14 protein-coding genes, 1 tRNA gene and 1 pseudogene are annotated in these 18,417 nt (G+C 58.7%); 5 read left to right on the forward strand and 11 right to left on the reverse strand.

The features are described from left to right. Window positions 1-113 precede the first annotated feature (113 nt). Window positions 114-905 (reverse strand): substrate-binding periplasmic protein, encoded by a 792-nt coding sequence (locus ACTG1K_RS16190; protein WP_005334089.1) that lies wholly within the window; start codon window positions 903-905, stop codon window positions 114-116. Between the two features lie 168 nt (window positions 906-1,073). Between ACTG1K_RS16190 and ACTG1K_RS16195 the strand changes: the two genes are divergently transcribed. Continuing rightward, the gene (locus ACTG1K_RS16195) at window positions 1,074-1,913 is read left to right on the forward strand and encodes a sterol desaturase family protein (RefSeq protein WP_236340889.1); all 840 of its coding nucleotides are present in this window, start codon (window positions 1,074-1,076) and stop codon (window positions 1,911-1,913) included. Between the two features lie 111 nt (window positions 1,914-2,024). On the opposite strand, the gene ACTG1K_RS16200 is transcribed toward ACTG1K_RS16195, so the two are convergent. From ACTG1K_RS16200 to tadA, 9 genes and pseudogenes are all read right to left on the reverse strand, one after another. Continuing rightward, entirely contained in the window at window positions 2,025-3,440 is a 1,416-nt protein-coding gene (locus ACTG1K_RS16200; protein ID WP_440006030.1) for a basic amino acid/polyamine antiporter, read from the reverse strand. A 9-nt stretch (window positions 3,441-3,449) separates the two neighbouring features. Then, window positions 3,450-4,351: pseudogene (locus tag ACTG1K_RS16205) on the reverse strand (homocysteine S-methyltransferase family protein). 293 nt (window positions 4,352-4,644) lie between these two features. Further along, window positions 4,645-5,187, reverse strand: coding sequence for a hypothetical protein (locus ACTG1K_RS16210; RefSeq protein WP_440006032.1), 543 nt, complete (start codon window positions 5,185-5,187; stop codon window positions 4,645-4,647). Window positions 5,188-5,206: 19 nt separating this feature from the next. Then, window positions 5,207-6,526 carry a hemolysin family protein gene (locus ACTG1K_RS16215; RefSeq protein WP_005334094.1) on the reverse strand — a complete coding sequence of 440 codons (1,320 nt, stop codon included), beginning with the start codon at window positions 6,524-6,526 and terminating at the stop codon, window positions 5,207-5,209. A gap of 190 nt (window positions 6,527-6,716) precedes the next feature. Next, window positions 6,717-7,427, reverse strand: coding sequence for a phosphate signaling complex protein PhoU (gene phoU / locus ACTG1K_RS16220; RefSeq protein ID WP_005334097.1), 711 nt, complete (start codon window positions 7,425-7,427; stop codon window positions 6,717-6,719). An 85-nt stretch (window positions 7,428-7,512) separates the two neighbouring features. After that, window positions 7,513-8,331 (reverse strand): phosphate ABC transporter ATP-binding protein PstB, encoded by an 819-nt coding sequence (gene pstB / locus ACTG1K_RS16225; protein ID WP_005334102.1) that lies wholly within the window; start codon window positions 8,329-8,331, stop codon window positions 7,513-7,515. Between the two features lie 133 nt (window positions 8,332-8,464). Then, window positions 8,465-10,114 (reverse strand): phosphate ABC transporter permease PstA, encoded by a 1,650-nt coding sequence (gene pstA / locus ACTG1K_RS16230; RefSeq protein WP_440006034.1) that lies wholly within the window; start codon window positions 10,112-10,114, stop codon window positions 8,465-8,467. Between the two features lie 32 nt (window positions 10,115-10,146). After that, a complete protein-coding gene (locus tag ACTG1K_RS16235) occupies window positions 10,147-12,384 on the reverse strand; it encodes an ABC transporter permease subunit (RefSeq protein ID WP_184232272.1) in 2,238 nt (745 codons plus the stop codon). 204 nt (window positions 12,385-12,588) lie between these two features. Further along, on the reverse strand, window positions 12,589-13,134 hold the full coding sequence (tadA, locus tag ACTG1K_RS16240; protein ID WP_180349337.1) for a tRNA adenosine(34) deaminase TadA: 546 nt from the start codon (window positions 13,132-13,134) through the stop codon (window positions 12,589-12,591). 249 nt (window positions 13,135-13,383) lie between these two features. Between tadA and ACTG1K_RS16245 the strand changes: the two genes are divergently transcribed. The 4 genes from ACTG1K_RS16245 to aceA all read left to right on the forward strand — a co-directional run bounded on the left by ACTG1K_RS16245 (window position 13,384) and on the right by aceA (window position 17,507). Then, a tRNA-Pro gene (locus tag ACTG1K_RS16245) sits at window positions 13,384-13,460 on the forward strand. A 223-nt stretch (window positions 13,461-13,683) separates the two neighbouring features. After that, on the forward strand, window positions 13,684-13,824 hold the full coding sequence (locus ACTG1K_RS16250; protein WP_005334106.1) for a hypothetical protein: 141 nt from the start codon (window positions 13,684-13,686) through the stop codon (window positions 13,822-13,824). 688 nt (window positions 13,825-14,512) lie between these two features. Next, a complete protein-coding gene (aceB, locus tag ACTG1K_RS16255) occupies window positions 14,513-16,120 on the forward strand; it encodes a malate synthase A (RefSeq protein ID WP_270656643.1) in 1,608 nt (535 codons plus the stop codon). Window positions 16,121-16,193: 73 nt separating this feature from the next. After that, window positions 16,194-17,507: an isocitrate lyase gene (aceA, locus tag ACTG1K_RS16260; protein ID WP_005344572.1), complete on the forward strand. Its 1,314-nt coding sequence runs from the start codon at window positions 16,194-16,196 to the stop codon at window positions 17,505-17,507. A 107-nt stretch (window positions 17,508-17,614) separates the two neighbouring features. Here aceA and hda read toward each other — a convergent pair whose 3' ends face one another. Further along, window positions 17,615-18,316: a DnaA inactivator Hda gene (hda, locus tag ACTG1K_RS16265; RefSeq protein ID WP_021231044.1), complete on the reverse strand. Its 702-nt coding sequence runs from the start codon at window positions 18,314-18,316 to the stop codon at window positions 17,615-17,617. Window positions 18,317-18,417: the final 101 nt, after the last annotated feature.

The raw sequence follows: 18,417 nt of genomic DNA on the forward strand, positions 1-18,417 counted from the left end.
TCTCATCGTAACAATCGGAACTGTCTGTGAAAATCAGGATACCTCAGCTCTCTTTTTGTGCATCACGCTGAGCAGACTCAACCCAGCTGAACCCGAGTGCCCATCTCATCGGCTCAGCGCGGGGACTTTCCCAGATAGCGCTCCACGATCACTTTCACCCCGTCACGTTTTTTGAGCTGATAGAGCTCCTTGTCAAACTGGTCGATAAAGGCCTGTTTGTAGGGGTACTCCCCCTTGCGGCTATAGCCGAGAAACCCCTGCTCCTTGCTGAGCACCGGCCCCTGTTTGAGCAGGGACATATCGGCCACCGCCAGCTGATCGGCCTTTATCATGTTGAGCAACTCATAGAGCAGGGAGAGGCGATCATTGATGGTGCAATCGACCCGGCCGCGGACAATCTTGAGCAGGTTCTCCCGATTGCTTTTCACCTCCTCCACGTCGATCTGCTTCTCTTTTACCGCCTGCCAAAAGGCATCGCCGCCGACGGCAAAACCGGCGTTCATGCCAAAGCGTAAACCGTGATAGTCGAGCGGAAACCTGGCCTGCGGGGTATTGGCCGCCACACTGGCACCGCACATCACCACCAGCTCTTCATCCAGCATCGGCTGGGAGTAGGGCCACATGTAAGGGCGGGTATCGGGCATGTAGTAGGGTGGAAAAATGGCGAAGGCTGTCCCCTGTTCCACCATGCTCAGACCGCGCCGCCACGGCATGGGCTTGAGCACCACCTCATAGTCAGGCATGGCAGAGGTCACCTCGCGGATGATGTCGGCATAGATCCCCCTGACCTCCTCCCCCTCCTGCCAGGAGTAGGGGGGATAGGCGGCATCCGCCAGGATCTCGACCCGGGTCTTGGCGTGCGCCATCATGCACAACCCCAACAACAAGCAACACCAGACGCGCATAAGCCAGCACCTCCTGAAAAAGCCTCCATCAAGCATAGCCATCCAGCGCGCCTTCCTCTGCTGCCGCGCCATATTTCATGCCATCTCTTCGTTGGTTGAAAAATGTTAATGAAATATTAAAGCCATCCTTTATGCTGGGGAGCAATTGCTCTGAATGGATGGCCGCATATGGATGTGCAACTGCTTCTGCTCTACCTCTCCCCGATTTTTCTGGCCTTTATCGGCTGGGAGATGCTCTACCTGCGCAAACATGGCGCGGCCTTTCCCACCGCCACCTACCAGTGGCGGGATCTGTTCGCCAACGCCACGCTGGCCCTGATGCACCAAGGGGGCGACGCGCTGGCGGCCATCGCCATTGCTTATCTGTATGACACCCTCTGGGGCTGGCGACTGTTCGACATCGAGATCACCTTCTGGAGCGTATTGCTGCTGTTCCTGTTGCAGGATCTCTGCTACTGGCTGTTCCACTTCACCAGCCACCATGTTCGCTGGCTGTGGGCCTCCCACGTGGTGCACCACAGCTCGGAGCGGCTCAATCTCTCCACTGCCTTTCGCCAGAGCCTGATGTATCCCATCTCCGGCATGTGGCTGTTCTGGATCCCGATGATTGTCATCGGCTTTCCGCCCGAGGCGGTGGTCGCCACCGTGCTATTGAGTCTGGGCTTCCAGTTTTTCGTCCACACCCAGGTGGTAGGCAAACTCGGCTGGCTTGAGTGGATCTTCAACACCCCCTCCCACCACAGGGTGCATCACGCCAGCAACGCCAAGTACATAGACCGCAACTTTGCCGGGGTGCTGATCATCTGGGATCGGCTGTTTGGCACCTTTGTCGAGGAGGACCCGGCCGAGCCGTGTCGCTTTGGCATCACCAAGCCGATCCACAGCTTCAACCCCCTCACTCTCACCTTCCACGAGTGGCGCGACATGCTGCATGACGCCCGTGGCTTGCCGTGGCGACAAAAACTCGCGGTGCTGTTTGGCAAACCGGCCGGACCTGCCAGCCGCTGAGCCTTCGCCCCGAATAGCAACTCCCGGATAGCAAGCCCCTGATAACCAGTCCCTGATAACAAGAGAGCGCCACGGCGGCGCTCTCTTTTATGATCAGTCACATCTTCGATGTCAGAGATGGGCGAACGACCAGACGGCGGGGATCAGGCTCAGCAAGGTCACTCCGGCCAACAGCCGCTCGCGGCCACTCAGGCAAAGATCTGTGCCCAGCTGACGGCGGCTGTAGAGAAACAGCAGCAGACCCGGCCCGTACAGCAACAACGACAGCAACAGATACTCCACCCCGGCAGCATAGAGCAGCCAGAAGCCGTAACCGCTCGACACCAGCGCCACTGCCCGCATCAGGCCTCGCCCCTGCCCACTCTCCTCCTCCTTGCTGAACGAAAGCTTGAGCAAGAACAGGCCGATCAGCAGGTAAGGCACCAAAATCATCGAGGTCGATATAAGCAGCAGACTGGTGTAGCCCTTGCCGAGCAGCCATACCAGCAGCAGGCAAGTCTGCACCGTCAGGCTGGTGAGCCAGAGCGATGCGATAGGCGTCCCGTTGCGGTTCTGGCGCCGGAAGATAGCAGGAAACGCACCGTGGCGGGCCGCGCTGAACGGTACCTCCGCCGAGAAGAGGGTCCAGCTCACGTAGGAGGCAAGCACCGAGACAATCAGGCCGACGCTGATGAGCAGCTTGCCCCAGGAGCCGGTCATCTGGGCCATCAGCCCTGCCATGGAGGGGTTGGGTAGCGCCGCCAGCTCGGGCCGACTCAATATCCCCAGCGCCAGCACCGAGATAAGCACATAGAGCAGCAGCGCCAGCACCACCCCAAGCACGGTGGCAGTGCCCACATCCTGCCGGTTTCGAGCGCGGGCCGACAGCACCGCTGCCCCCTCGATACCGGTGAAGACCCAGAGGGTGATGAGCATGGTGTTGCGCACCTGCTCGGAGACCGGCACCGCCAGGGTGCTGCCCTGCTGATCCGCCACGAAGGTGACCGGATCGAACCAGTAGCAGGCAAACAGAATAAACAGCAGCAGCGGCAGGCTCTTGGCCAGGGTCGCCACCAGATTGAACAACGCCGCCTGCTGCACGCCGCGGGCCACCAGCAGGTGCACAGCCCAGAGGATGCAGGACTCGCCGACAAACGCCGCCAGGGTATTGCCGTCACCAAACCAGATCTGCTCCGGCGTATCGACGAAGCTGCCCAGCGCCGCAAAGGCAATGACCAGATAACCCACCACGCCGATGGTGGCACAGAGCCAATAACCCCAGACGGAGAAGAAGCCCACCAGATCGCCAAAACCGGCGCGGGCATAGCTGTAGATGCCGCCGTCGAGATCGGGCCTGAGTCGCGACAGATAGAGAAAACTCATGGCGAGCGCCAGGATGCCCACACCCGTCACGCCCCAACCGATCAGCACGGCGCGGGCGCCAGCCACCTCGGCCATGTTCTGGGGCAGGCTAAAAATCCCCGCCCCCACCATGGAGCTGAACACCAGCGCGGTGAGTGACCAGAGCCCAATCTTGCTCTCTTTCATGGAAGCTCCTTAGCGCAACCGGCGGCTCAGCGCCTGAATATGCTCGGGACCGATACCGCAGCAACCGCCGATCAAATTCGCCCCGGCCGCGCGCCAGCGCTCGGCCCAGCCGAGATAATCCAGCGGCCCCAGATCGGCGCGGATTTCGTCCAGTCCGTCGTTGGCGGTGGCCTCTTTGGGCTGCGGCGGGAAAGCGTTGGCATAGGCTCCGAGGCGGATGTCGCTGCGACCCTCTGCCTGCAACGCAGCACTTGCCACCTTGAGCGCCCCCTCGATCACCTCGGGCTGACAGCAGTTGAACAGGATGGCATCGACCCCGGCCGCCACTAACGTGGTCACCGCATCAGCCACCCGCTCGCCGGAACGCAGTCGCGGCTCGTTGCCCGGCGCCTCATCTTCCAGCGTGAAGGAGACCCAGAACGGCTTGCCGTCATCAGGCAATAGCGCTTTCAAGGCCAGTGGCTCGGCAATCAGGCTCATGGTCTCGGCCAACCAGATATCCACATAAGGGGATAGCGCCCGGATAAGCGGCGTCGCCAGCTCGCTCACCCTGTCCGCCTTGAACAAATCGGCACGGTAGGAGCCAAACAACGGTGGCAGAGAACCCGCCACCTGCACGGCGCCCTTCTGCTCGTCAGCCACTTCGCGGGCCAGCTGACCGGCCAGCGCCGCCAACCCCTCCCCTTCGGCAAAGAAACGCTCATCGCCGATATGAAACGGCACCAGTGCATAGCTGTTGGTAGTAATGACCCTGGCCCCGCTCGCCACATAGGCCTGATGCACGTCACGCACCGTCTCTGGCGCCTCCATCAAGGCCAGCGCCGACCACTCGGGTTGACGAAACGGTGCCCCCGCCGTGCCAGCTCGCGCCCCATGCCCCCATCCAGCACCCACAATTCCCTGGTTTCCATCTGTCGTGTCTCTTTGTTATGTGCGTTGTTTATTTGCGTATTTATCTGTTTGTTTTGTTGATCTGCGGTTTCGCATCGAATCGCTGCAGATCGTCCTGCTTCATCCTGGGAAGCCCTTTTATTAGGTAGCCATAAAAACATATAGATGTTTAGATGGCCAAAGCAAGATAAAACAAAGTGCCACGGGCGGCAATCAGTATCAGCAGAAATCAGCGTGCAAACGGCGAGGCAAACGCAGAAATGCAAGAGGCCACCCTAAGGTGGCCTCATCACAATCTTGATCCGCTGGTAACTTAACGCCCGGCCAGCACTCGCTTGATCTGTTTGACCCAGTCGGAGACCCGACCCTGCTGCGGCAAACCGCGCCAGATCTGCTCCCACTGGGCAGGGCTGAGCGGACGACCGAGGCGACGCTGCACGCCTGCATAGAGGTAGTCATGGGCCGTGGTGGCCGCATGCTCGGAGGTGAGGAATTTGGAGACCGGATCGGTCAACCGCACATCCCGCATGCCGAGCAGCGGATAGTCGTTGTGCACCGCCGCCAGCATGGTCTCGCGCATGGCGGACTCGATGTAGCCACGGGCAAACAGAGCGGTCACCGACTCCAGCGATCCCTGATCCGGGCCATGGTACTGCTCGTCAAAGACCGGGCTCGGCTCGGCCATGCCGCTTTGTACCACCGCGTCGGGATCCGGCTGCGGCACGACCACGGCAGGCTTGGGGGTTACCGGCTTGGCTGCCACTGTGGCTTTGCGCGGCGCACTCTGGCTACAGGCACCCAGTGCCAGGGCGAGCGCGATACAGGCCAGCGCACGGGAATGAGACTGCATCTTCATGACTCTTATATCGCTCCTTTTACGATTCCTGAGCTGGCTTCTCGGCCACAGCCGGTTCGACCCGGGTAACCAGCAGCTGGTCAATCTTGTAACTGTCGATATCGACCACTTCGAACTTGTAACCGGCATATTTGACCGAGTCAGTGCGCTTGGGGATCTTGCGCAGCATATACATGATAAAGCCGGCGATGGTCTCGTAGTTCTGGTTCTCGGGGAACTCTTCGATATCGAAGGCGCGCATCACGTCGGAGATGGGGGTGACCCCGTCCACCAGCCAGGAGTTCTCGTCGCGCTGGACGATCTGCTCTTCCACCACGTGGGTCGCCCACTCGCCCATGACGGTACTCATCAGGTCGTTCATGGTGACAATCCCCACCACCAGCGCGTACTCGTTCATCACCACGGCAAAGTCACCACGATGATTCTTGAAGTACTCCATCGCCTCATAGAGGTTCAGGGTATCGGGGATGATGATGACGTTCTGCACTAGGTTGCCACCGATAAGGTCGATGCTCTGGCCACCGATAACGCGGATCAGCAGCTCTTTGGCATCGACAAAGCCCTTGATGCTGTCGAGGTTGTGGTCACAGACCAGAAACTTGTTATGGGGATGCTCGGCGATCTTCGCCTTGATGCTCTCTTCACTCTCTTGCAGGGTGAAGTAGATAAGGCTCTCGCGGGCCGTCATGGCAGAGGTGACACCAAGGGACTGCAACTCGAACACGTTCTCGATGAGCTGATGCTCCTCGCGCTGGATAACCCCCGCCTCGGCACCGGCATCCATCACCGCATAGATATCGTCGGAGGTGATCTCGTCGTTGCGCACCGTGGAGACACGCATCAGACGGAACAGGGAGTTCGCCAATCCGTTGAAGACCCACACCAGCGGCATCAACACGGTGACGAAGAAGAGCATCGGGCGCACCACCACCACGGCAATCTGCTCGGGCATGGTCATGGCCAGACGCTTGGGCATCAGATCAGCGATCAGGATAAACATGCCGGTGACAAACACGAAGGAGGCACCGGAGCTGATCTCGCCAAGCCAGGGGCCCTGGTAGAACTGGGAGACAATCCCCTTGATGGCGGGGTTGAGGGCAGACTCACCCAGGATACCGCCCAGAATGGCGACGGTATTGAGGCCAATCTGCACCACGGTGAAAAAGTTGCCCGGCTGGGCCTGCAGGGCCAGCACCTTTTCGGCCTGGCGATTACCTTCATCCGCCATCACCTGCAATTTGATTTTGCGAGACGCGGCGAGAGAGATCTCGGAGAGGGAGAAGAACACACTGCCGCCAACCAGCAGCATTAAAAAGAACAAACTATCGGCAAAACTCATGATTAACCTATTGCTACACCCGCCTTAGCACAAGACGGCAAACTGGGCCCGGGAGACCGGACCGTGAGCCCATCCGGGACTCACACAGGGGGAGTATTCTATCAGAAAACAGCCAGTTGGGGGCTTTATCTTACTCCGACCAGTTATGCAACAAAAAAGGCGCTTCACGCGCCTTTTTATTCACTTCCGGTTAGCCCTTGCCCAGCAGGGTGCCCAGATCGTCCGCCTTGGTATGGCGCACATCCTTGCCTTTCACGTAGTAGACGATGTACTCGCAGATGTGCTGGCAGCGATCGCCGACCCGCTCGATGGCTCGCGCCGCCCACAGCACGTTGAGAACCTGGGGGATGGTGCGGGGATCTTCCATCATATAGGTCATCAGCTCGCGGATGATGGACTCGTACTCGCGGTCTACCTTGTCATCTTCTTTGTAGACCGCCAGCGCCGCATCCAGATCCATGCGGGCGAAGGCGTCGAGCACATCGTGCAGCATCTTGATGGTACGACGGCCCATGTTCTCCAGCGACACCAGCGGCGGCTGCGGCTTGTTGGCGTTGTCGGTCAGCATGCGGGCGATCTTGTCGGCCACGTCGCCAATGCGCTCCAGATCGGTGATGGTCTTGATGATGGCCATCACCAGTCGCAGGTCGGAGGCTGTCGGCTGACGCTTGGCGATGATGCGGGTGCACTCCTCGTCGATCGCCACTTCCATGGCGTTGACCTTATGGTCGTTGGCCACGATCTTGCGCGCCGCATCGAGATCCTGATCGTGGATCGCCGCGATGGCGTCGGTGAGCTGCTGCTCCACCAAACCGCCCATCACCAGCACCTGGTTGCGCACGCTCTCTAGCTCGGCATTGAACTGACCGGAGATGTGTTTATTGAGGTTCATATTGTCCATACAAATAATCCTTGATTGCTCCGATTATGCCTTAGCCGTTGAACCGACTGCCAATCTGTTTGCTGAGATTCATCCTCTCCTCTCCTTAGCCGTAACGACCGGTAATGTAATCTTCGGTCTTTTTCTTGGCCGGGGTGGTGAAAATGGTGTTGGTATCCGAGTACTCGATAAGCTCGCCCATATACATGAAAGCGGTCTGATCCGACACTCGCGCAGCCTGTTGCATGTTGTGGGTCACGATCACCACGGTGAACTGGCTCTTGAGCTCGTTGATCAGCTCCTCAATGGTGAGGGTGGAGATGGGGTCGAGCGCCGAGGTCGGTTCATCGAGCAGCAACACTTCCGGCTCAATAGCGATGGCTCGGGCAATCACCAGACGCTGCTGCTGACCACCGGAGAGACCGAAGGCGTTGTCATGCAGACGATCCTTCACCTCGTCCCACAGGGCCGCACCGCGTAGGGAGCGCTCGGCGGCCTCATCCAGAGTGCGACGATCGTTGATCCCCTGCAGGCGCAGACCATAGACCACGTTCTCGTAGATGGACTTGGGAAACGGGTTCGGGCGCTGGAACACCATGCCCACCTGACGGCGCAGGGCGGAAACATCAACGCTCTTGTCATAGATGTTGTGGCCGTGCAGCTGAATTTCCCCCTCGATGCGGCAGATCTCCACCAGATCGTTCATCCGGTTGATGCAGCGCAGCAGGGTCGATTTGCCACAGCCTGACGGGCCGATAAAGGCGGTCACCTGCCCTTTGGGGATCTTCATGTTGACGTTGAACAACGCCTGCTTGCTGCCGTAGTACAGGTTGAGATCCTTCACCTCCAGCGCGGTCTGCTCCGGAGTAAGGTTGAGCAGGTCCAGCGCGGTGTGCTGGGTAGACGTGGTCGTTACGTTGATCATCTGTTACCTCAAAATCAATCTGGAGTGGCCGGACTGCTGCCGGCGCCCCTCACGTATTGGTGCAGAGAGATGGCGGCTCGCGCTCGGCCGCCCCTCTGTTATCTCACTCTTGTATCACTCAAGCGGCGCCGGATTAATGCTCCAGCGACCGGAATTTCTCGCGCAAGTGGTTACGAATACCGATAGCGGTCAGGTTCAGACCCACGATCACCGTCACCAGCAGGAAGGAGGTGGCGTAGACCAGCGGGCGGGCCGCCTCGACGTTGGGGCTCTGGAAGCCGACGTCATAGATGTGGAAGCCCAGGTGCATGAACTTGCGCTCCACATGCAGATACGGGAAGTTGCCATCCATCGGCAGGGTCGGTGCCAGTTTTACCACCCCCACCAGCATCAGCGGCGCCACTTCACCGGCTGCACGGGCAATCGCCAGAATAAGGCCGGTCATGATGGCCGGGCTCGCCATCGGCAGCACGATGCGCCACAGGGTCTCGGCCTGGGTGGCACCCAGTGCCAACGAGCCCTGACGGATGGTGCTCGGGATCCGCGCCAACCCCTCTTCGGTGGAGACAATCACCACCGGCAGGGTCAGGATAGCCAGGGTCAGCGCCGACCAGATCACGCCGGGTGAGCCAAAGGTCGGGCTCGGCAGCGCTTCCGGGTAGAACAGCTGATCCAGCGAACCACCGAGCGTGTAGACGAAGAAGCCCAGACCAAACACGCCGTAGACGATGGAGGGCACGCCCGCCAGGTTGATCACCGCAATGCGGATGATCTTGGTCAGGCTGTTCTTGCCCGCATATTCGTGCAGGTAGACTGCCGCTACCACCCCCAGCGGGGTCACGATGATCGCCATCAGGAACACCATGAAGACGGTACCGAAGATGGCCGGGAACACCCCGCCCTCGGTGTTGGCTTCGCGAGGCTCACCGGAAACAAACTTGCCAATCTGATGGAACCAGTGACCCACCTTGGCCAGCAGGCTCATGTCGTTGGGCCATACCACGTCCAGTACCTTGGACATCGGCATGGTCACCAGCTCGCCACGCATATCCTTGACGGTGATGGCGTCGCGATCGGCTTGGCTACGCAGAGAGAAGAGCTCTTTTTCCAGCACCTGATAACGATCGTTGAGGGCCTGACGCTCACTGGCCAGCTCCGCTTTGAGCTGATCGGTCAGCTTGTCATCCAGCTCGGCCTTGCGCTCTTTCAGGCGCAGCCGCTCCAGTTGATAGTTGATGCTGCCGATGTCCCCTTTTTGCAGATCGTTGGCCTGTTCTGAAAGGGCATTGGCTCGCGCCAGCACCCGCTGCAGGGCAGGATGCAGATCAGAGGTGAGCTCGCGGCCATCCTCTTTCACCCCGACGATATAGCCATAGAAGTTGCCGTTGGTGGCACGCTCAACCATGGCCAGCTCAGCCGGCTGGCTCTGGGACTTGATGTCCGTCTCCAGCACCCAGCGAAAATCGAGGTCAACAAACTCGCGGTTGCCGGTCTTGACCAGATAGCGGGTCAGCAGCTCGCGCTCTTCCCCTTCCAATGGCAGCCCTGCGGCGCGCAGTCGCTCCACCGGAACCTGCTCGCGATCGTTGATTTCGCCGATCAGTACGCTCTTGTTGCCATTTGCGTCTTCAAGCTGCCACTCATAGATGGGGTGCGGCCAGAAGTAGACCAGACCACGCCAGCCGATCAGCAGCAGCAGACCCAGTACCGCCACCAGACTCAGGCTGACGGCACCGCCGGTCATCCAGATCCAGGGGGCCCCTGATTTAAACCACTTACCCATTGTCGATTCCTTGTCCATTACAGAGTCGCCCCTTACATCGAGCTGTATTTTTCACGCAACCGCTGACGGACAAACTCGGCCAGGGTGTTGAACAAAAAGGTGAACACAAACAGGACGAAGGCCGCGAGGAACAGTACCCGATAGTGGGAGCTGCCCACTTCCGATTCCGGCATCTCTACCGCGATGTTGGCGGCGAGGGTGCGCAGCCCCTGGAACATGGAGAAGTCCATGATGGGGGTGTTGCCGGTAGCCATCAGCACGATCATGGTCTCGCCCACGGCGCGGCCAAGGCCCATCATCACCGCAGAGAAGATGCCCGGGCTCGCGGTGAGGATCACCACCCGGCTCAGGGTCTGCCACGGGGTGGCCCCCAGCGCCAACGAGCCCTGGGTCAGGTGCTTGGGCACCGAGAAGACCGCATCTTCAGCGATAGAGAAGATGGTGGGGATGACCGCAAAGCCCATGGCGATACCGACCACCAGCGAGTTGCGCTGGTCAAACTTGATGCCCATTTCGTGAGTCAGCCAGATGCGCGAATCGCCGTGCATAAAAGCATTCTCGATGAGCGGGCTCAGGGCGAAGGCCCCCCAGCCAATCAGCAGTAGCACCGGGATCAGCAGGATGGCGTGCCACCCCTCCGGCAGCCAGGACTTGCCGCGCTCCGGCAGATAGTTCCAGAGCAATGCAGTCAGCAGCATCCCCATCGGCAGCAATATCAGCAGCAGGATCACCCCGGGCAGCGCCCCCTCGATGATCGGCGCCAGCCACAGACCCGCCAGGAAACCCAGGATAACAGTCGGCAGCGCCGCCATGATCTCGACCGTCGGCTTGACGTATTTGCGCAGCCCCGCCGACATGAAGTAGGCGGTATAGATGGCACCGGCCACGCCGAGCGGTACAGCAAACACCATGGCGTAGAAAGAGGCTTTCAGCGTACCGAATACCAGCGGCACCAAACTCAGCTTGGCTTCAAAGTCGTTGCTGGCGGAGGTGGATTGCCACACATACTGGGGCTCCGGATAGCCTTCGTACCACACCTGTTGCCAGAGGGCAGACCAGGTCACTTCGGGGTGTTCGTTCTCCACCGAGAAGAGCTTGAAGCTGTTCCCTTGCTGCATCAGCAACAGGTTGTGACGGGGGGAGATGGCCAGGGCAGAGAGTTCGCCCCCTTCCACCGTCTCGGTCAGCAGCTTGGTCTCGCCGGTGGCGTGGAAGAAGCTGATGATGCCGTCCTTGTCGGCACTGATGAAGCCTTTGCGAAAGTGCTCGGGAGTCAGCAGATCCACTGCGCCATCACCCTTGAAGTCACGAATTTGGGTGAACTGGCGTTTGCCATCCTTCGCCACTTCGAACCACTGGGAAATCACGCCGTTGTCATTACCCACCAGCAGTGAAGAGGCGCCGGAGAGCAGCTGAACCCGGGTCACATTGGCGTTGGGGGCATTGATCTCCAACACGTTGCGCAGGGAGATTTCGCTCAGGTTATGAATGTCATAGACGGAGAGGCGATTGCCCTCGCGCACGAACAGGATCCGCAGATTGGGGGTCAGCAACATCTGATCCACATGGCGCGGCAGGGAGGGAATCGTGTAGTTTTCACTGCTCCACTCAATCTCCCCGGAGATGAAGTTCTCCTCACCGTTCATCACCGTCATCACGCCACGACCATCTTCGGTCACGGCGGCGGTCGCCATCTTGTCCTTGGTGGCTTCGAACACCATCAGTTGCAGTGCCTTCCCTTGCGGGTCGATCACCACAGGCTCTTCGCCGAAGGGATATTGCAGGCTGGGTTCAATCACCCGCACATCGTTGGGATAGGAGACCTTGAACGCTGGCTGGACAACCTGCGCCTTGCCATCGGCAAAGCCGTAAGCGATCAGCCGCTGACCCGGTGCTGGGGTCGCTACCGTGGTGATGTCACCAGCAACCTGGGCCTGACCCAGTGACTGGCCGACCTTGATCTTGTCATCTCCCTGCACCGCAAAGAAGTTGACCTGCCCTTTATCGCTGAAGCGATAGCCGATCTCGTTCTGCTCTTCCACGCCGAGCCAGGCGGTCTTCCCTGCGGCAGGCAGGGTAAACGAGGCGGTCGGCTCCATGGAGGCGCCATTGAAGATGGGTTTCACCACATAGAGCAGATAAAAGAAGATAAGCAGCAGCGCCACCAGTACCAGGGCTCCGCCTGTGGTGACGCCATATTTGGCCAATTTATCCTTGATCCGGCGTTTTCTACTGCCCGCCATGACCAGGTTTAACGATTCCGATGACATGCAAGACCTCAATGTAAGCTAGGCTTCGCGGCATTATATGGCGGTTGCATGACAGTTTTGTTACATCGAGAACGCTTTAACCGAGGTTGTTAGCGGAAAAATGAGCGGGGACCCCTTCGAAGGAAGATGAACGCAATATATTGTTTATAAAGGGATATTTATGAGGATAATCAGCAAGGGCAGCCTGCGCTGCCCCCGAATAATTCAGGAAAGGGTATCGTTTGATTGTTGCAGCGCCAGTTTGGCCGCCTTTTTCTCGGCACGGCGGCGCTTGAAGAAGGCCGACAACTGGGCCGAGCAGGCATCAGCCAGCACACCGCCGGTCAGCTCGACACTGTGGTTGTGGCGCGGGTCCTGCAAGATCTCGAACACCGACCCAGCGGCACCGGTCTTGAGATCTCGGGCGCCGTAAACCACCCGCTTGACCCGGCTATGGATCAGCGCACCGGCACACATACAGCAGGGCTCCAGCGTCACATAAAGAGTGGTGTCGAGCAGGCGGTAGTTCGCCAGCTGTTTGCCCGCCGCCCGGATTGCCATGACCTCGGCATGGGCACAGGCATCGTGTTCGCTGATGGAGCGGTTCCACCCCTCTCCCACCACCTGACCATCCAGCACCAGTACGGCACCAACCGGGATCTCGCCAATCCCTTCGGCCCGGGCGGCCAATGCCATGGCATGGCGCATCCACTGTTCGTCCTGCTCGGTTTGACACGGTGTCTCTGGGATCTCTGATGGTTTCACGCCCATCCCCTCTTTATATTGTTCAATTGTGCTGTTTGCATTCCAGCTATCCACATCTGTCAGATAATTCCATAGATAGCAGGCATGATAGCTCGCGGTGACAGGGCGGCGATTATGCCAAATCTGCACGTCAGACCCAAGCCGCATCCCGACTGAGCAATAAAGAAGCAATCGGCATCTCTATGATAAAAAAGGAGTTGCACCCGTTTGGCCATGCTATTAGACTTCCTCCCCGTCAGCCGAGTCTGACTCCGTCGGTGTGTAGCGCAGCCAGGTAGCGCATCTGCATGGGGTGTAGAGGGTCGGAGGTTCGAATCCTCTCACACCGACCATTTTCCCCGAGAATAGCCCAGTCAAACGACTGGGCTATTTTTTTGCCTCCGATTTATCCTCCTGACAACGTCAGCCTACCAAGAACAAAAAACACTCAGAACCACTTGAATCTTTTTTCCGAACTCATTAAGATGCGCAACTTTCCGCCGGTAGACAACACAAGGAGGTGGAAACACGAGTGAAGGGATCACTGTCCGGCTTGCGTGCAACACAGGACCAGGCATGAACCAGAACACCGATTTCGCACCCGCCATTACGCTTTACTCCGTTCCTCACGACACCCCTTGCCACACCGAAAGCGAAAATGAACAGGTCATCCAGCTGGATGTGATCGATCTTGCCGAACCGGATGATGACTATTGAGCCCGGCCAGATGGCCGCTCAATCACTGGGGCATCGCCTGTTCAACACACTCAGTTTCACACCCTTGGCGAGAAATCTGCAAAAAACGACAAACTGCTAATTCTATCAAGGATGGCAGTATTATTGACTAATGCGTCTCCCCCTTCCCTCTCCAGCATTCCCCCCGACAATTGATACAAACCTACGTTATTGCGCTTCACTTTCCATCGTTGCAACCGCTGGTGCCAACAGAGCCTGCGTCACCACACCAAGTTTAAAACGCACGTTCACCAATCAGGTCTAGCATTAGCAAAACATTCATTGCCACATTCAAACGCGCTTTATACGGCTGTTTTGGCAAAGCCTGGAGTTAGGTCGGGATTTGTTTTTGCATTTGTAATTTTATTACGTAACAAGTTACAAAATGAGGGGCAGGGTAACGGCCCAAATTAGCCGTTGTCCGATGGGAAAAAGCAGGAGCATAACCATCTGCGTAGAGTTTTTATACCAACCAAATAAAGCAATAAAAAACATCAACTTAACCATATCCAAAAAACAAGTGTTTAAAAAAAACTGTTGACGTACTCAACAATATTTCGCACCTTATCAATCGTGTTATCCCGTTGTTGCGGGAACGTTTCAGGAACAGGGATTCGACTTTAGTCGTAGTTAGTAAGTTCAAAATGTAATTCTCAAAGGAGTGAACCTTATGTCGGCACCGGCTCAGACCCACTGCAGCGCCCGCCTTCGCATCCAGGGCGAGATGCTGCCCGAATACGCGCAAATTCTGACGCCGGACGCGGTGGCTCTGGTCTCCGAACTGGTGGAACGTTTTGCTCCCCAAAGAGGGGAATTGCTGAAACAACGTGTGGCACGTCAGGCCCGTATCGATGGTGGCGAGCTGCCGGACTTCCTGCCGGAAACCGCCCACATCCGTGAAGGTGACTGGACCATTCGCGGCATTCCTGCCGACCTGCAAGACCGCCGTGTGGAGATCACAGGCCCGGTCGAGCGCAAGATGGTGATCAACGCCCTCAACGCCAACGTCAAGGTGTTCATGGCGGATTTCGAGGATTCACTGGCACCCGCCTGGAACAAGGTGATCGAGGGCCAAATCAACCTGCGCGATGCGGTCAACGGCACCATTTCTTACACCAGTCCGGAAGGTAAGGCTTATACCCTGAACCCCAATCCGGCCGTCCTCATTTGCCGGGTGCGCGGTCTGCACCTGCCGGAAAAACATGTCACCTTCGATGGCGAACCCATCCCCGGCGGCCTGTTCGATTTTGCCCTCTACTTCCTGCACAACTATCAGGCGCTGCTGGCCAAAGGCTCGGGCCCCTACTTCTACGTGCCCAAGTTGCAGAGCCATCTGGAAGGGCGTTGGTGGAGCGAGGTGTTCGCCTGGACCGAGGACAAGTTCGGTCTGCCCCGTGGCACCATTAAGGCCACCGTGCTGATTGAAACCCTGCCAGCCGTATTCGAGATGGATGAGCTGCTCTATCAGATGAAGGATCACATCGTCGCCCTCAACTGCGGCCGCTGGGACTACATCTTCAGCTATATCAAAACCTTGAAGAGCCATCCGGATCGGGTACTGCCCGACCGCCAGGTGGTGACCATGGACAAGCCGTTCCTCTCCGCCTACTCGCGGCTGCTGATCAAGACCTGTCACAAGCGCGGTGCGCTGGCGATGGGGGGTATGGCCGCCTTTATTCCGGCCAAGGACGCGGCCGTCAACGAGCAGGTCTTCGCCAAGGTCAAGGCCGACAAGGAGCGCGAAGCCAACAACGGCCACGACGGTACCTGGGTCGCCCACCCTGGCCTCGCTGATACCGCCATGGCGGTGTTCAACGCCACCATTGCGGCTGGTGCCAAGAACCAGATTGGCGTGCTGCGTGAGCAGGATGCCCCAATCACCGCCGCCGACCTGCTGGCCCCCTGTGAGGGCGAGCGCACCGAGGCAGGGATGCGCACCAATATCCGGGTCGCCCTGCAATATCTGGAGGCCTGGATCAACGGGAACGGCTGCGTGCCCATCTACGGTCTGATGGAAGATGCCGCCACAGCCGAGATCTCCCGCACCTCCATCTGGCAGTGGATCCGCCACGGCAAGAGCCTGTCTAATGGCAAGGTAGTGACCAAGGATCTGTTCCGCCAGATGCTGGCCGAGGAGCAGGAGGTGGTCAAAGCCGAGGTGGGCGCCGCGCGCTGGCAGGCAGGACGCTTTGCCGAGGCAGGCGAGCTGATGGAAGAGATCACCTGCGCCGATACCCTGATCGATTTTCTGACGCTGCCCGGTTACGAGCGGCTCTGAATCACGGGCCCCCAGCGGGGCTCGCCAATAACAAGTCAATGGAAACGTGAAATCAATGAAAGAGGGAACTGATATGGCACTGACCCGTGAGCAACAGATCCAGGCTATCGAGAAAGACTGGGCGGAAAACCCCCGCTGGAAAGGGATCAAGCGCGGCTACAGCGCCGAAGATGTGGTGAACCTGCGCGGCAGCTTGCAGCCGGTGCACACTCTGGCCCAGCGTGGTGCCGACAAGCTGTGGGGTCTGATCCACGGCGACGCCAAGAAAGGCTACGTCAACTGCCTCGGCGCCCTGACCGGTGGTCAGGCGGTGCAGCAGGCCAAGGCGGGGATCGAAGCGATCTACCTCTCCGGCTGGCAGGTGGCGGCGGACAACAACTTGTCCTCCACCATGTATCCGGATCAGTCCCTCTACCCGGCCAACTCGGTACCGTCCGTGGTGGAGCGCATCAACAACTCCTTCGCCCGTGCCGACCAGATCCAGTGGGCCAACAAGGTTGGACCGCAGGATGAGGGCTTTATCGACTACTTCCTGCCCATCGTGGCGGATGCGGAAGCCGGTTTCGGCGGTGTGCTTAACGCCTTCGAACTGATGAAGGGGATGATTGAAGCGGGCGCCGCTGGCGTGCACTTCGAAGATCAGCTCGCTTCGGTCAAGAAGTGCGGTCATATGGGTGGCAAGGTGCTGGTACCGACTCAGGAAGCGGTACAGAAACTGGTTGCCGCCCGTCTGGCAGCCGATGTGTGCGGCACCACAACTCTGGTGATCGCCCGTACCGACGCCAACGCCGCTGACCTGTTGACCACCGACGCTGACCCGTACGATGCAGACTTCCTGACTGGCGAGCGCACTGCCGAAGGGTTCTACAAGGTACGTGCCGGAATCGATCAGGCCATCGCTCGCGGTCTGGCTTACGCCCCCTACGCAGACATGGTGTGGTGTGAAACCGCCAAGCCGGATCTGGACGAAGCGCGTAAATTTGCCGAAGCAATCAAGGCCAAGTTCCCGGATCGCATCCTGGCCTACAACTGCTCCCCGAGCTTCAACTGGAAGAAGAATCTGGACGATGCCACCATCGCCCGCTTCCAGCAGGAGCTCTCCGACATGGGCTACAAGTACCAGTTCATCACCCTCGCGGGTATCCACAACATGTGGTTCCACATGTACGAGCTGGCCTACCAGTACGCCCGTGGCGAAGGGATGAAGCACTACGTCGAGATGGTGCAGGAGCCGGAATTTGCCGCCGCCAGCCGTGGCTACACCTTCGTGGCACACCAGCAGGAGGTCGGTACCGGTTACTTCGACAAGGTGACTACCGTCATTCAGGGTGGCCAATCCTCGGTCACCGCGCTGACCGGTTCCACCGAAGAAGATCAGTTCCACTGATAGGCAGAGCTGTCTTGAAATAGCAAAACCCCGGCCTGAAGCCGGGGTTTCTTTTTATCTGTAATTCAAACGAAAGTCAGGCGCACAACCGCACACAGTCGAGAGGCTCAGAGCTCGAGGATCTCTTTGACAAAGGGAATGGTCAGCTTGCGCTTGGCGCGAAATGAGGCGTTGTCGAGCTGATTGAGAGTGGTGAGCAGGGTGCGCATATCGCGGGAGAGTCGGTTGAGCAGGAAGCGGCCCACATCGATGGGCAATTTGAAGCCCCGCAGCTCGGCACGCAGCTGCAGGGCACTGAGCTTGCCTTCGTCATCCAGCTCTTCGAGATGGAAACTCACCCCCCAGTCGAGGCGCGAAGCGAGATCCGGCAGTTGCAGCCCCAGTTTGCGCGGTGCGCTGCAGCCGGTGACCACCAGCGTCCCCTCGCCCTTCTCCTGCCAGCGGTTGTAGAAATCGAACAGCGCCCGCTCCCACACGGCATTGCCGGCGATCGCCTCAAGGCTGTCGAGACAGACCAGCGGCAGGCTTTCGAGGGCATCGAGCATGCTGGGATCGAGCTGTTCAAACTGATCGAGGGAGAGATAGGCCGCCGCCGCATCGCGGGCGTTGACCTCGGCACAGGTGGCGTGGAGCAGATGAGAGCGTCCGGATCCCTTGGCTCCCCAGAAATAGAGGAAAGGCGACCCCTGACCGATGGCCGCATTCTTGAGGGCGGTGATCAGATGAGCATTGGTGCCGGGATAAAAACTGACGAAGGTTTCATCATCCGGTAGTTGTACGGCTAAAGACAGTTGGGCCGGTTGCTTCACTCGTTGAGCTTTGACTGTGACATTTGTGGCTAAGTGTATCATCGCAAAGGCTGATAGAGAACCGCCCGGACAAGCCGGGCGGTCTACAAAAGCCTTATAAA

The organism is Aeromonas sp. 102P, from assembly GCF_051920345.1.
Taxonomy (GTDB): Bacteria; Pseudomonadota; Gammaproteobacteria; order Enterobacterales; family Aeromonadaceae; genus Aeromonas; species Aeromonas veronii.